The sequence below is a fragment of the Serpentinimonas barnesii genome, from assembly GCF_000696225.1.
Taxonomy (GTDB): domain Bacteria; phylum Pseudomonadota; class Gammaproteobacteria; order Burkholderiales; family Burkholderiaceae_C; genus Serpentinimonas; species Serpentinimonas barnesii.
On record NZ_BAWN01000008.1, the window covers coordinates 71,494 to 86,090 of the forward strand.

Below are 14,597 nucleotides of genomic sequence, written 5' to 3' on the forward strand. Positions count from 1 at the left end.
GGCGCCCTACGGGCTGGCCGGCCCCAGCCACGCCACCGCCGCCGCAAAGCTGAGAAACGAGAGCGCGGTCGAGAGCAAGATGATGCGCGCGATGCGCCCACTGTCGGCCCCGAAGCGCTCGGCCAGCAGCACCACGTTGCTGGCGCTGGGCAAGGCGGCCACCAGCACCATCACCGTCAGGGCAAAGGGGTCAAGCGCTAGGCCCAGCGCAATCGCCCCCGTGCCCGCCAGCCACACCAGCAGCGGGTGCAGCAGCAGCTTGAGCAAGGCCAGTTGCAGCGGCTCGACCAGCGCTTGCCACGGTCCCTGCGTGGGTTGCGCCTGCTGCACCGCAGCCGACTGCAGATACGCCCGCGCCAGAACGGCGCCCAAGGTGAACAGCGCCACCGGAGTCGCCGCATCGGCCAGCAGCCACACCGTTTGCTGCAGCGGACCCGGCAACTGCACGCTGTAGGCCGAAGCCAGTGCGCCGAGCACGATCGCCCACGGCATCGGGTTGGCCAGCACCCCGCGCAGCGCCTGCCCGGCTGCCGCCAGCGCCCCGCCAGCCTGCCCGCCCAGGCGCGAGAGCGCTATGCACAGCGAGCTGGTGAGCACCATGTCAACCACGATCAGCACCATCACCGTGCCCACGCTATGCGGCCCCAGCAGCGTGGCCAGGAGCGGCACGCCCATGAAGCCGGTGTTGGGGAAGGCCACCACCAGCGCGCCAAAGGCGGCGTCGTTCCAGCCCAAGCCGCGCCGGCGCGACAGCCACACCACCAGCGCCACCAGCAGCAGCGCCACCAGCAGATAGACGCCAAACACCGCCGTGTCCAGCAGTTGCGCAATGGGTGTGGTGGAGCCAAAGCGAAACAGCAGCGCCGGCAGGGCGAAATAGAGCACGAAGGCGTTCAGCCCCGGAATCGCCTGCAGGGCCAGCCAGCCCCGGCGCGTGGCGGCGTAACCGGCCAGCACCAAGGCAAAAAAGGGAAAGGTGACGAGCAAAATGTCAAACACGCGGCTGATTGTCGCTGCAAGTCGCGGTGCTTGGTGCTTGGTTGCCCTTCGACAAGCTCAGGGCGAACGGATCCAGGGTTGGACTGAGCAGCTTGGTGCGCCGATGCTGATGCCGGGGCTGGGGCTGGGGCTGGGGCTGGGGCTGGGGCGCATATGATCGCCGCTCTTGCCTGTCCGCCCTGCGGGCTCACCCATAATCCGCTTCCGCTGCCAGCTTCACGCACCCCGCCACCCCGCCCACCCCATGTCCTCCGGCCTCAACCCCGCCCAACTCCAGGCCGTCGCGCACCACGGCGGCCCGTGCTTGGTGCTGGCCGGGGCCGGTTCGGGCAAGACGCGCGTGATTACGCACAAGATCGCGCGCCTGATCCAGCACGGGCTGGCGCCGGAGCGCATCGCCGCCATCACTTTCACCAACAAGGCCGCCGCCGAAATGCGCGAGCGCGCCCGGGCGCTGGCCGGCCGTGCCGCGCAGCAGGTGCTGATCTGCACCTTTCATGCGCTCGGGGTGCGGCTGCTGCGCCAAGACGGGGCGGTGCTGGGCCTCAAGCCCCAGTTCTCGATCCTCGACAGCGACGACGTGGCCTCGCTGCTCAAAGACTGCGGTGCCAGCACCGATTCGGTCACGGCGCGCCACTGGCAGTGGACCATCAGCGGCTGGAAAAACGCCGGCCTCGATGCCGCGCAGGCGCTGGCCCAGGCCAGCGACGAGGCGCAGCGCCAGATCGCCCTCGTCATGGCCAAGTACCAGGAGCGGCTGGCGGCCTACCAGAGCGTGGATTTCGATGATTTGATCGGCCTGCCGCTGCTGCTGCTGCAGCGCCACCCCGAGGTGCGCGCGCGCTGGCAGGCCCAACTCGGCCACGTGCTGATCGACGAATACCAGGACACCAACGCCACCCAGTACGAGCTGCTCAAGCTGCTGGTGGGTGCGCGCGCGCACTTCACCGCCGTGGGCGACGACGACCAATCCATCTACGGTTGGCGCGGCGCCACGCTGGACAACCTCAAGCGCCTGCCGCAGGATTTTCCGGCGCTGCAAGTGATCAAGCTGGAGCAAAACTACCGCTCCACCGGCGCCATCTTGCGCGCCGCCAACCACGTCATCGCCCCCAACCCCAAGCTCTACCCCAAGCGGCTCTGGAGCGATCTGGGCGAGGGCGAGCCGGTGCGGGTGCAAGCCTGCGACCACGAGGAACACGAGGCCGAGCGCGTGGTGGCGCGCATCCAGAGCCTGCGCGGCCCGGCATCCGACAGCCTGCACAAGGCTTACAAAGACTTTGCCGTGCTCTACCGCGCCAACCACCAGTCGCGCCCGATCGAAACCGCCTTGCGCAAGGCGCAGATTCCGTATCAGGTGTCGGGCGGCACCGGCTTTTTTGAGCGAGCCGAAATCAAAGACCTGTGCGCCTGGCTGCGCCTGCTGGCCAACCCCGACGACGACCCGGCCTTCCTGCGCGCCGCCACCGCACCCAAGCGCGGCATCGGGCACCAGACGCTGCAGCAGCTCGGCGCCTTTGCCAGCCAGTACAAGCTCAGCCTCTACGAAGCCCTGTTTGCGCACTCGCTGGGGGCGGCGGTGGGCGCGCGCGCCATCGCCACCTTGCACGAATTCGGGCGCTGCCTGTCCGATTTGCAATACCGCGCCCGCCACTGCCACGGCCAAGAGGCGGCGACGGCCTTGTTGGCCGACTGGCTGCAAGGCATAGGCTACCAGCAGCACCTGCTCGACCACGCCGACAGCCCGCAGCAAGGCAGCGCGCGCTGGAGCAACGTGCTCGATTTTTGCGACTGGATGGCGCAGCGCTGCGCCACCCCAGTGTCAGAAAACGAAGCCCCGAGCAGCGCCAGCGCCGCCAAGGGTGCCAAGCAGCGCGCGCAGCAAACCTTGCTCGACGTGGCGCAGACCGTGGCCCTCATCACCACCTTGCAAGAGCGCCAGCAAGAGCAGGACGTGGTCACGCTCTCGACCCTGCACGCCGCCAAGGGGCTGGAGTGGCCGCATGTGCAGCTGGTGGGCGTTAACGAAGGGCTGCTGCCCATGCGCCCTGAAGACGACGACGCCGCCGCGCTGGCGCTGCGCCTAGAGGAAGAGCGGCGCCTGATGTATGTGGGCATCACGCGCGCCCAGCACACCCTGGTGGTGAGCTGGCTCAAGCGGCGCAAAAAGGGGCGCGAAACGGTGCCAGCGCAGCCCAGTCGCTTTATTGCCGAGATGCAGCTCGACGCCGCCAGCGCACGCGAAGACCCGCGCGCCAAGCTGCGCGCGCTGCGCGCCGAGTTCGCCCTGCGCGCCCAAGCGCCAGCCAGCGCCAGCGCCGCCCAGCCGCCGGCGCCTACCTAGGCAGACTCTGCTATATCCGTGCCATGAACCAAGGGGTACAACCGATAGCAAGCGCAGCAAAGCCTGACTAAAATAACCCGCGTCTTCAATTTTGCACACCCGCCATGAAAATTTTTATCACCCAGTGCGTTCGATTTTGTGTGGGTTTGAGCTTGCTGGCGGCCAGTGCGCTGCCCGCGCTGGCCTTGGAGCGGCCGCGCGAGCGGGTGGTGCTGACCATCACCGGGCAGATAGCCGTGAGCAACCAGGGCGGGGCGGCGGTGTTCGACATGGCCATGCTCGAAGCCCTGCCGCAGCACCGCTTTGCCACCCGCACCCCGTGGGAGCCGGGCGTGGTGCGCTTCAGCGGCCCGCTGCTGCGCGACGTGCTGGCGCTGGTGCAGGCGCGCGGCCAGCGGCTGCATGCCACCGCCCTCAACGACTACCGCATCACCATCCCGCTGCAAGATGCGCGCGACTTCGACGTCATCATTGCCACGCGCATGAACGAGCAGCCGATGCCCGTGCGCACGCGCGGCCCCTTGTTTGTGATCTACCCCTTTGACTCCGATCCGCAGTTGCAAAATCCGCGTTTTTACGAGCGCTCGATCTGGCAACTGCGGTCGATCGAAGTCATCGAATGAGCGTGGCGGCCGGTTTGGCAGGCCGTTCGGGCGGCCGTCGCTTCGTTTTTTGGCTGGCCCTGACCACATTCATCATGGCGGTCGGTTTGGCCGTCATGATGGCGGTTTTTGTGCGCCAAACCCAGGCGGTCGAAGACACCGCGCGCCTGCAGGCCGACTCCATCACCGCCCTGACGTTTCAACTTGAGCGCGAGTTTTTGCGGCTGCGCCATCAGCTCCACCTGAGCCTGGCGCAACCCGAGCAGGCGAACTGGGAACAGTTGCAACTGCGCTACGAGATTTTTGCCAGCCGCGTGGGGCTGTTACACGGCGGGGCCACCATCGACGTGCTGCGCCAGCGCCCCGAGTTTGACGCCACCGCCCCCCAGATCAAGGCCTTGTTGGAGCGCGCCGACCCCTTGCTCGCCGATCCGGCGCGCCACCCCGCCGAGCTGCACCAGGTGCTGCTCAATATGGAGGCGCTGGGCCCCGAGGTGCAGGCCCTGAGCCTAGCCGCCGACAGCCTCATGACGCACCTGATGCAAGACAAGCTGGCCCAAGTGCGGCAGCAGCAGCGCTGGCTCAATCTGCTGATGGGCTTGCAGGTGCTGCTGCTGCTGCTGGCCGCCGCTGGCTTGTGGCTGCGGCACGGGAGGCAGCAGCGTGAGCGCGCGCAGCTGGAGCGGCTCAACGCCGAGTTGCAAGGGGCCAAGACCGCTGCCGAGCAGGCCGATCGCGCCAAGAGCCTGTTTTTGGCCAATATGAGCCACGAATTGCGCACGCCACTCAATGGGGTGCTGGGCCTGCTCGATTTGTTGCTCGACGGCCCGCTGCCGCCGGCGCAGCGCGACCAACTGCACACGGCACGGCAATCGTCGGCGCATTTGTTGTCGATTTTGAACGATCTGCTGGATTTGTCGGCCTTGGACGCCGGGCAGATCAGGCTGCAGCCGGAGCCGGTCGATGTGGCCGCGCTGGTGCAGCAGTGCCACCGCTCGCTGCGGGCCATGGGAGAGGGCAAGCAGCTGCAGCTGCCCCTGAGCTTGGGACCCGACTTGCCGCCGTGGGTGCTGACCGACCCGACCCGGGTGCGCCAGGTCGTGCTCAACCTGCTGGGCAATGCGATCAAGTTCACGCCCAGCGGAACGGTGGCCGTGGCGCTCGAGTGCCAGCGCCACGGCGCGCTGGCGCATTGGCGCCTGGTGGTGCGCGACACCGGGATCGGCATCGACCCCCAGCTGAAAGAGCAAATTTTTCACCGCTTTGCCCAAGTCGATCGCAGCAGCACCCGGCCTCAAGGTGGCAATGGCTTGGGGCTGGAGATTTCGCGCACGCTGGCGCGCCTGCTTGGGGGCGACATCGCGCTCGACAGCACGCCCGGGCAGGGCTCGGTGTTTTGCTTTCACTGGGTGGCCCCGGTGTGCGAGGCGGCGCAGGCCCCCGCTGCCGCCCCCGCCGAGGTCGGCGTCGGTACGCCCGCCACGGGCCGGGGCCGGCGCGTGCTGGTGGCGGAAGACCACCCGGTCAATCGCAAGTTTGTGGCGCTGTTGCTGGAACGCATGGGCTTGCAGCCGACCTTTGCCGAAAACGGGCTGCAAGCGCTCGAACTGGCCCAGCGGCACGATTTTGATTGGGTGCTGATGGACATCCACATGCCCGAGATGGATGGTTACGCCTGCACGCAAGCCATTCGCCAGTTGCCCGGTGCGCGCGGACTGGTGCCCATCATCGCCGTTTCGGCCGACGTCATGAACGGGGCCGAGGAACAGGCGCTGGCAGCCGGCATGGACGGGTTTTTAAGCAAACCGCTGCAGCGCCTAGCCCTTGAGCACACGCTGACGCGCCTGCTGGCCTGCCGCACAGCCAGGGGCTGACCCAATGAATGGTGTCGCAGCGCTTGGCCAGGTCTTACCAGCCCAGCGCCAGGCGCAGCGGTAAAAACACCGCCATGCCGCAGACGATGGTGCCCAGCACCCCGCCGCGCCAGAAAAACCAGGCCACCCCGGCGGCGGTGGCAAACAGGCGCGCATCCTGCCAAGTGTCGATCAACTGGCCTTGCGTCATCACCACCTCGGGCGCCACCACGGCGGCCAAGGCGGCGATGGGGGCGTATTGCAGGCCGCGCTCGGCCCAGTGCGGCAGCTTCCAGTCGCGCTCGCTGAGGAAGAAAAAGCCGCGCGTGAGCACCGTCACCAGCGCCAGCGCGACGATGGCCAACAGGGTGCGCCAGTCGAGTTCAAACACGGGGCGGCTCCGGTGTCGGCCCCAAGCCGGTGGGGCCACGTGGCCCGCGCGGGCCGTGCGCTTCGAGGATCAGGCAAAAAGCCACCGCCGCCGCAATCGCCACCACGATGTTGAGCTTGAGCGGCAGCGCCCAGGCCGCCACCGCCGCCGCCCCGGCCACCCCGGCCGAGACCACGCGCAGCTTGGAGGTGGCGAGCGAACACCCTACGCCGATCAGCGCCAGTATGCCGGCAAAACCCAGCCCCCATTCGATCGGAATGGTGTGCGCCAGCACCACCCCGAGCAGGCTGGCCCCCATCCAACTGGCGTAGTTGACGCAGCAGTGTCCGGCCAGATAGGCTTGCTGGCGCTGTTTTTCTTCTAGGCTGTGGCCCACCTGGTGGTAGCGGCGGGCAAAGAAGACGTAGCTCAAGTCGCCCGTGAGGTAGCCGGTGAGCAGGCGCTGGCGCAGCGGCAGGTGCATCACGTAGGGCCGCAGGTGCGCCGAAAACACCACGAAACGCAGGTTGACGCAAAACGCCGCCGCCAGCACCACCCACAGCGGCGCACTGGCGCTCATCAGGGGCACCGCCGCCAGTTGCGCGCTGCCGGCATAGACCAGCAGCGTCATGAGCACCGCTTCGAGCTGGCTCAGGCCGGCCGTGACCATCGCCACCCCGGTCATCAGGCCCCAGGCCGCCACCCCAGCGGTGACGCTGGTCTGCTCGCGCATGCCCTCGGTGAACTCGGGCCAGCGGCGGAGGTCGGCGCGCCAAAACATCAGTGAACCGGGGGGGTGTCGGGGCCGGGGTCACCCAGCACGGTGCCCACTGGCAGTGCATGGCCGGCCAGGAACGCGGCTGCGGGCAGGCGCTTGCCGCCGGGGCGTTGCAGTTCGGTCAGCAGCAGCACCCCGTCGCCGGTCTGCACCCGCACGCCGTGGGCGTCGGCCGCCAGCACGGTGCCGCAGCTTGGGGCGGGGGCCACCGCTGATGCCATCTGACCCGGCACCCGTTCCGGCTCTGGCCATGCCCGCGCCGCCCAGACCTTGAGCGGCTCACCTCGGCACAGCGTCACCGCCCCAGGCACCGGGTCGAAGGCACGCACCCGGCGCCCGATCTGCTCGGCGCTGGCGCGCCAGTCGATCAGCGCCTCGGCCTTGTCGATCTTGGCGGCGTAGGTCACGCCCTGCTCGGGTTGCGGCTGCGGCTGCAAGGCGCCCGATTGGCCTGCCTCGGCCTGCTGCAGCGCCTGCACGATCAGGTGTGCGCCCAGTTGCGCCAGCCGGTCGTGCAGACTGGCGGCGGTTTCATGGGGCGCGATCGGCAGCGCCTGGCGCAGCAGCATGGGGCCGGTGTCAAGCCCGGCGTCCATTTGCATGATGGTGATGCCGCTCTCGGCGTCGCCGGCTTCGAGGGCGCGCTGGATTGGGGCCGCACCGCGCCACCGGGGCAGCAGCGAGGCGTGAATGTTCAGGCACCCCAAGCGCGGCAGCGCCAGCACCCAAGGCGGCAGCAGCAGGCCGTAGGCGGCCACCACCGCCACGTCGGCGTCGGCTTGTTGCAGCGCCGCGCGCGCTTGCGCGGCATCGTCGGGGTACTTGCCATCGAGGCGCAGGCTGCGCGGCTGCGCCAGCGCCAAGCCGTGCTGCAGCGCCACCTGCTTGACCGCCGAGGGCTGGGGCTTGAGGCCGCGCCCCGCGGGGCGGTCGGGTTGCGTGAGCACCAGCGCCACATCGTGCCCGGCAGCGAGCAGGGCACGCAGCGCCAGCGCCGCAAATTCCGGCGTGCCGGCAAACACCACTCGCATCGGCGCTCCGGTGCTCAGAGCGGCTGCGCAGCGTGGCGCCCCGCGCGTTCCCTGCCCCCGCGTTCGTTGCCGAGTTCGCCCTCGGCTTCGCGCTCAGCCTTGAGCAGCTTGGATTTGATGCGGTTGCGCTTGAGTGGCGAGAGGTATTCGACAAACACCTTGCCCACCAGATGGTCCATCTCGTGCTGAATGCACACCGCCAGCAGCCCCTCGGCCTCGATCAGGCGGCTTTGGCCCTGGGCATCGAGGGCGCGCACGCGCACCGCCAAGGCGCGCTCCACGCCGTCGTAAATGCCCGGCACCGACAGGCAGCCCTCGTCGCCTTTGCGTGTTTCGGGGCTGGCCCATTCGAGTACGGGGTTGATTAGCACCAGCGGCTGCTTGCGCTCCTCGCTCACATCGATGACGATGACGCGCTCGTGCACATCCACCTGGGTGGCGGCCAGCCCGACGCCTTGCGCCGCGTACATGGTGGCGAACATGCGCTCGGTCAGGGCCCGCACGCGCTCGTCCACCGCCGCCACCGGGCGCGCCACGCGCAACAGGCGCGGGTCGGGGTACTTGAGGATGGGCAAAGGTTCGGCAGGGTTCATGGTCAAATCTAAACGAGGTCCGCAGAGCAAGCCACGAATTTTAGATATTTTCGGCACTTTCTGCTGTCGCTGCACGCGACATGCGGCTATTATCATTGCTGGAGCTGGGGCTCGCCCGCACAGTGGGCCCAAAGCGCTTTTTTTGCCATTATTTCCACCCAAAAGCCACCGTGCCCTGCATGGGCGGCTGGCGGGTTTGCCAACGGGGCTTCAAACATGCGAACCAAACCCGCACCCGCCGCCTGCCACCGCACCATCGACCCAACGGGTCGTCGTGCCACCGATCCAGTGGGCTTGCGCCATCTCGTTCCTGCGCTCACCTTGCTGCTGACGGGTGCATGGGCGGGCGCACAAACCTTTCCCAACCTGCCCATCAGCCCGGCGCAACGCGACACCGCGCAGCAAGTGGCGCAAGCCGGCGTGCCGCTGTCTGCCTTGGCCCCCAATGCGCCCGAGCGCCACACGGTGCGCCGTGGCGACACGCTGTGGGACATTTCGGCGTTGTTTCTGCGCCAGCCTTGGCGCTGGCCCGAGCTGTGGGGCATGAACCTAGAGCAAATCCGCAACCCGCACCTGATTTTCCCGGGTCAGGTGCTGGTGCTGACGCGCGTGGGCGACCGTGCTTTTCTGGCGCTCGAAGCGGGTGGGGCCCCGCCCACGGTGCGCTTGTCGCCGCGCATCCGCGCCGAGAGCTTGGCCGAAGCCGCCTTGCCGGCCATCCCGGCGCACGTGATCGCCCCCTTTCTGACCGACTCGCTGGTCTTGAGTGAAGACACCCACGCCCGCGCGCCGCGCATCGTCGCCGCCACTGAGGGGCGCACCTTGTTCAGCCGGGGTGATCGGGTTTACGCGCGGGGCCAGTCCGGGCCGCTCGATGCGCCCGAAGGCCGCCCGCTCTTGAGCGCCGAGCAAAACCAGACGCAACGCATTTACCGCAACGCCGTGCCCTTGCTCGACCCCAGCAGCGGCGAAAAGCTGGGCTACGAAGCCAAGCTGATCGGCAGCGCGCTGCTGGTGGGCAGCGAGATCCTGCGCCCCCACACGCGGGCGGATGGCACGACCGAGCAGCGGGTAGAACCCGCCAGCGTCGACATCAGCGCGGCGATCGAAGAAATTCGCATCGGTGATCGGCTGCTGGCCACGCCGGCGCTGCCCCAGCCGGCCAGTTACGTGCCGCGCGCTCCGCAGATGCAGCTGGCGGGTCGCATCGTGCGCACCCACGGCCATGCGCAGCGCCTAGCCGGTCAGTACCAGGTGGTGGTGCTCAACCGGGGCAGCCGCGATGGGCTGGAAGCGGGCCACGTGCTGGCACTGCACCGCAGCGCTGCGGTGCTCACCGACCGCACCGACAGCGCGCGCGCCACGATGCAACTGCCGGCTGAGCGCAACGGCTTGATGATGGTGTTTCGCACCTTTGATCGGGTCTCGTATGCGCTGGTCTTGAATGTGGCCGATGCGGTGCGCAATGGCGACCACTTTGCCACCCCCTAGGAGCCTTGGCATCGATGCCGATGTGGCTGAGCTGGCCGCTTGGCTGCGCCTGACCAACACCGCGGGAGTGGGTGCGGCCACGGCGCGCAAGCTGCTGGCGGCTTTGGGATCACCCCAAGCCGTCTTTGCCGCCGACGTGCAGGCCCTGCAGGCGCTGGTGGGCGAGCGGCTGGCGGCTGCCTTGCGCAGCGCTCCGGTGCAAGGAGGCCGCCTGTTGGAACACGCTGGGGCTTGGTTGGCCGCTGCGCCGGACCGGCATTGGCTGCCCTTGGGGCACCCCCATTACCCGGCTGCGCTGCTGCAAACCCCCGACCCGCCGGTGCTGCTCTATGTGCAGGGCCAGTTGAGCGCGTTGGCGCAGCCTTGCACGCTGGCCATGGTGGGCAGCCGCAACCCCAGCCCGCAAGGGGCTGAAAACGCCCGCGCCTTTGCCCAGGCGCTGGGTGAGCAAGGGTTTTGCATCGTGTCTGGGCTGGCGCTGGGGGTGGATGGCGCGGCGCACCGGGGTGCGCTGGAAGCCGGTGCACCCACGGTGGCGGTGGTCGGCACCGGCTTGGATCGGGTCTACCCAAGGCAGCACCATGAGCTGGCGCAACGCATCGCCAGCCACGGCGCATTGGTGAGCGAATACCCGCTCGGTACGCCGCCGCTGGCGCCGCATTTTCCGCAGCGCAACCGAATCATCGCCGGCCTGAGCCTGGGCACACTGGTGGTGGAGGCGGCGCTGGAGTCGGGCTCGCTCATCACGGCCGAGTTGGCGGCGCAATACGGGCGCGAGGTGTTTGCCATTCCGGGCTCGATCCACGCGCCGCAGTCGCGCGGCTGCCACGCCCTGATCCGCCAAGGGGCCAAGCTGGTGGAGTCGGTGCAAGACGTGCTCGACGAGCTGCGCCTGCAACACGGCGCAGCGCAGCCGGTGCAGGGTGAGTTGGCGCTGGGCGAACGCGGCGCTGCGGCGCAGCCAGCGGCCCGTGCCCGCATGGGGCAGGGGGTTCAGGGGCGGCCACCCGTCGAGGCCGAGGGCGCGCTGTTGCAAGCGCTGGGCTACGACCCGGTCGGGCTCGACGCCTTGCAGGCGCGCTGCGGCCTGCCGACGGCCGAGCTGCAAGCGCAGTTGTTGGAGCTTGAACTGTGCGGCAGCGTGCGGCGCTTGCCCGGCGGCCTGTTTCAGCGCCAGGCGCTAGGCTGAAAGGGCCTCAAATCTGCGCCCCGGCGTTGGGGTCGTCCGGGTTTTCCACTGCCTGCGGCTGGGGCTTGATCAAATCTTCGCGCTTGATGCCCAGCCACATCGCCACCCCGGTCGCCACGAAGATCGAGGAGTAGATGCCAAACAAAATGCCGATGGTCAGCGCCAGCGCAAAGTAGTGCAGCACCGGGCCGCCAAACAGCAGCATCGAGATCACCATCGCCTCGGTGGTGCCGTGGGTGATGATGGTGCGGCTCATGGTGGTGGTGATGGCGTGGTCGATCACCTCGGGCGTGCTCATCTTGCGCTGGCGCTTGAAGGTCTCGCGGATGCGGTCGAAAATCACCACCGATTCGTTCACCGAGTAGCCCAGCACCGCCAGCACCGCGGCCAGCACGGCGAGCGAGAATTCCCACTGGAAGAAGGCAAAAAAGCCCAGGATGATGACCACATCGTGCAAGTTGGCCACAATGGCGGCGATCGAAAACTTCCACTCGAAGCGAAAGGCCAGATACACCGTGATGCCGACGATCACGAACATCAGCGCCAACAGGCCGTCGGTGGCCAGCTCCTGTCCCACCTGCGGCCCCACAAATTCGGTGCGGCGCAGCTCCACCGTCGGGTCGTGCGCGCGCAGCGCCTCCAGCACCGCCTGGCTTTGCTCGCCCGAGCCCACGCCGGGCAGCGGCGGCAGGCGCATCAGCACGTCGCGCGCGGTGCCAAAATTTTGCACCGTCACCTCTTCATAGCCCAAACCGGCCAGGGTGCTGCGCACCTGCTCCAAGTCGGCCGGCTGCTGGTAGGCCACTTCGACCACCGTGCCACCAGTGAACTCGACCGACAGGTTGAGCCCGCGCGTGACGAGGAAAAACACCGCCAGCGCAAACACGGTGAGCGAAATCGCGTTCAACAGCACCGCATGGCGCATGAACGGGATGTCTTTTTTGACGCGGAAAAATTCCATGGCTACAGCCCCTTGGGTATCAATTGGCGGATGGTGAGCCGGGTTTGGCCGCATCCGCCGCCGGCGGCTGCCAGACCGTGCCGATCGAGATGGTTTTCAGCTTCTTTTGCCGTCCGTACCAGGCATTGGCCAGCCCGCGCGAGAAAAACACGGCCGAGAACATGCTCGTCAGAATGCCGACGCAGTGCACCACCGCAAAGCCGCGCACCGGCCCGGAGCCAAAGGCCAGCAGCGCCAGCCCGGCCAGCAGCGAGGTGACGTTGGAGTCCAGAATGGTGCCCCAGGCGCTGTCGTAGCCGCTGTTGATCGCCACCTGCGGCGAGGCCCCGCGGCGCAACTCCTCGCGGATGCGCTCGTTGATGAGCACGTTGGAGTCGATCGCCATGCCCAGCGCCAGCGCCATGGCGGCCATGCCGGGCAGGGTGAGCGTGGCTTGCAGCATCGACAGCACCGACACCAGCAGCACCAGGTTGAAGGTCAGGGCGATGCTCGAAAACACCCCAAACAGGCGGTAATAGACCGCCATGAAAACCAGCACCACCAGGAAGCCGTAGAGCACGCTCTCAAAGCCCATGCGGATGTTCTCGGCCCCCAGGCCCGGGCCGACGGTGCGCTCCTCGATGATCTCCATCGGCGCCGCCAGCGCACCGGCGCGCAGCAGCAGCGCGATGCTTTGCGCCTCGGTGGTGTTCATCTGGCCCGAGATCTGCACCCGGCCGCCGCCGATCTCGCTGCGAATCACGGGCGCCGTCACCACCTCGCCGCGGCCGCGCTCGAACAGCAAAATCGCCATCCGGTTGCCGATGTTTTCGCGTGTCACGTCGCGGAAAATGCGCGAGCCGCCCGCATCCAGCGACAGGTGCACCGCCGGCTCTTGGGTCTGGCCGTCGAAGCCAGCCTGCGCATCGGTGAGGTTTTCACCGGTGAGCACCACTTCGCGCAGGGTGATCACGGCGCGCCCTTCGCGGTCTAGGTGGCGCTCGGAGCCCAAGGGCACCGGCCCTTCGCCGCGCTCGGCGGCGCGCCCAGCGGGGCTTTCATCGACCATGCGCACTTGCAGCGTGGCGGTGCGGCCCAGGATGTCTTTGGCGCGCGCGGTGTCGAGCACGCCAGGCAGTTGCACCACGATGCGGTCTGCCCCTTGCTGCTGGATCACCGGCTCGGCCACCCCGAGCTCGTTGATGCGGTTGCGCAGCGTGAGGGTGTTTTGCTTGATGGCCTGCTCTTGGATGCGGCCGCTGGCCTCGGGGCTCAGGCTGCCGACCAGCTTGAGCTGCTCGCCCACAAGCTGGCGCTCGAAGCTCAGGTCGGTGAACTGCGGCCGCAGCAGCGCCTGCGCCGCCTCCAGCGTGGCATCGTCACGAAAACGCACCGCCACCGCCTGGCCCTCGCGCGTGATGCCGGCGTGGCGGATGTTTTGCTCGCGCAAGGTGGTGCGGATGTCGCGCGCCATGGCCTCGGCGCGCTGGTTGAGCGCGCCGGGCATATCGACCTGCATCAGGAAATGCACCCCGCCGCGCAAATCGAGCCCGAGGTACATGGGCGCCGCGTTGATGCTTTGCAACCAGATCGGGGTCAGCGGAACCAAGTTGAGCGCCACCACGTGCGTGGGTTGGGCCGGATCGGTGTTGAGGGCGCGGTCGATGGCGTCGCGCGCCTGGAGCTGGTTTTCGGCGCTGTCAAACAGGGCCTGCATGGTCTGCTCTTGCAACAGCAGCGACTTGGGCGTGATCTGGCGCTCTGCCAGCGCCTGCTCAATGCGCGTCACGGTGCCGGCGTCGATGCGCACCGCATGCTGGCCAGACGAGACCTGCACGCCCGGCGCTTCGCCAAACAGGTTGGGCAGCGCGTAGAGGGAGGCAATGAGCAGCGCCACCACGATGGTGACGTACTTCCACAGCGGGTATCGGTTCATGAGCGGGCGGCTCCGTTAAAGCCAAGCGGCCGGGCGTGTGGGCCCGGCCAATCGAGAAAAGACCACGACAATGTCGTTTACTGGAAGGTGCCCTTGGGCATCAACTGCATCACGGCGCTGCGCTGCACTTGGATTTCGACGCCACTGGTCAGTTCCAGGGTGACGAAATCGTCGCCCAGCTTGGTGATGCGGCCCAGCATGCCGCCAGCGGTGACGACCTCATCGCCCTTGGCCAAGGCGGCAACCATCAGCTTGTGCTCTTTGGTGCGCTTCATTTGGGGCCGGATCATGATGAAGTACAGCACCACGAACATCAGCACCAGCGGCAGCAGGCTGACCAAGGTGCTGGTGGTGTCGCCGGCGGCGGCCTGGGCGTAGGCAGGGGAAATGAACACGGCAGTTTTCCTGTGAGAGGGTCGTTGGAGGGGGCGGGCCACTTGGGGCCCCATGTCAATCGCGCATTCTAAACCC

At 67.8% G+C, this 14,597-nt stretch carries 13 protein-coding genes; 5 read left to right on the forward strand and 8 right to left on the reverse strand.

Annotated features, from left to right (window positions below):
• Positions 1 to 6: 6 nt before the first annotated feature.
• On the reverse strand, positions 7 to 999 hold the full coding sequence (locus SRAH_RS03025) for an AEC family transporter (RefSeq protein ID WP_029461875.1): 993 nt from the start codon (positions 997 to 999) through the stop codon (positions 7 to 9).
• Between the two features lie 244 nt (positions 1,000 to 1,243).
• On the opposite strand from SRAH_RS03025, the gene SRAH_RS03030 reads away from it, so the two are divergent.
• From SRAH_RS03030 to SRAH_RS03040, 3 genes are all read left to right on the forward strand, one after another.
• Entirely contained in the window at positions 1,244 to 3,343 is a 2,100-nt protein-coding gene (locus SRAH_RS03030; RefSeq protein WP_029461876.1) for an ATP-dependent helicase, read from the forward strand.
• Between the two features lie 104 nt (positions 3,344 to 3,447).
• Entirely contained in the window at positions 3,448 to 3,966 is a 519-nt protein-coding gene (locus tag SRAH_RS03035) for a putative pterin-binding protein (RefSeq protein ID WP_045475977.1), read from the forward strand.
• Entirely contained in the window at positions 3,963 to 5,819 is a 1,857-nt protein-coding gene (locus tag SRAH_RS03040; protein WP_052369061.1) for an ATP-binding protein, read from the forward strand. Before SRAH_RS03035 ends, SRAH_RS03040 begins: the two co-directional genes overlap by 4 nt.
• 34 nt (positions 5,820 to 5,853) lie before the next feature.
• On the opposite strand, the gene SRAH_RS03045 is transcribed toward SRAH_RS03040, so the two are convergent.
• From SRAH_RS03045 to def, 4 genes are read right to left on the reverse strand one after another with little or no spacing between them, the layout of a single operon-like run.
• Positions 5,854 to 6,189, reverse strand: coding sequence for an AzlD domain-containing protein (locus SRAH_RS03045; RefSeq protein WP_029461879.1), 336 nt, complete (start codon positions 6,187 to 6,189; stop codon positions 5,854 to 5,856).
• Positions 6,182 to 6,949 (reverse strand): AzlC family ABC transporter permease, encoded by a 768-nt coding sequence (locus SRAH_RS03050; protein ID WP_029461880.1) that lies wholly within the window; start codon positions 6,947 to 6,949, stop codon positions 6,182 to 6,184. The genes SRAH_RS03045 and SRAH_RS03050 overlap by 8 nt, the downstream gene beginning before the upstream one ends.
• Complete coding sequence (fmt, locus tag SRAH_RS03055) at positions 6,949 to 7,977, reverse strand: methionyl-tRNA formyltransferase (protein WP_029461881.1); 1,029 nt, start codon at positions 7,975 to 7,977, stop codon at positions 6,949 to 6,951. The genes SRAH_RS03050 and fmt overlap by 1 nt, the downstream gene beginning before the upstream one ends.
• 14 nt (positions 7,978 to 7,991) lie before the next feature.
• Positions 7,992 to 8,570 (reverse strand): peptide deformylase, encoded by a 579-nt coding sequence (def, locus tag SRAH_RS03060; RefSeq protein ID WP_045475979.1) that lies wholly within the window; start codon positions 8,568 to 8,570, stop codon positions 7,992 to 7,994.
• Between the two features lie 216 nt (positions 8,571 to 8,786).
• Here def and SRAH_RS03070 point away from each other — a divergent pair, with 216 nt between their 5' ends.
• Both SRAH_RS03070 and dprA read left to right on the forward strand, forming a co-directional pair.
• Entirely contained in the window at positions 8,787 to 10,061 is a 1,275-nt protein-coding gene (locus tag SRAH_RS03070; RefSeq protein ID WP_082210040.1) for a LysM peptidoglycan-binding domain-containing protein, read from the forward strand.
• The gene (gene dprA / locus SRAH_RS03075; RefSeq protein WP_045475983.1) at positions 10,036 to 11,250 is read left to right on the forward strand and encodes a DNA-processing protein DprA; all 1,215 of its coding nucleotides are present in this window, start codon (positions 10,036 to 10,038) and stop codon (positions 11,248 to 11,250) included. The genes SRAH_RS03070 and dprA overlap by 26 nt, the downstream gene beginning before the upstream one ends.
• Positions 11,251 to 11,257: 7 nt before the next feature.
• Here dprA and secF read toward each other — a convergent pair whose 3' ends face one another.
• From secF to yajC, 3 genes are all read right to left on the reverse strand, one after another.
• Positions 11,258 to 12,211, reverse strand: a complete 954-nt coding sequence (secF, locus tag SRAH_RS03080; RefSeq protein ID WP_029461885.1) for a protein translocase subunit SecF — start codon at positions 12,209 to 12,211, stop codon at positions 11,258 to 11,260.
• Positions 12,212 to 12,230: 19 nt separating this feature from the next.
• Positions 12,231 to 14,126 carry a protein translocase subunit SecD gene (gene secD, locus SRAH_RS03085; protein WP_029461886.1) on the reverse strand — a complete coding sequence of 632 codons (1,896 nt, stop codon included), beginning with the start codon at positions 14,124 to 14,126 and terminating at the stop codon, positions 12,231 to 12,233.
• Positions 14,127 to 14,203: 77 nt separating this feature from the next.
• On the reverse strand, positions 14,204 to 14,521 hold the full coding sequence (yajC, locus tag SRAH_RS03090) for a preprotein translocase subunit YajC (protein ID WP_029461887.1): 318 nt from the start codon (positions 14,519 to 14,521) through the stop codon (positions 14,204 to 14,206).
• Between the last annotated feature and the right edge of the window lie 76 nt (positions 14,522 to 14,597).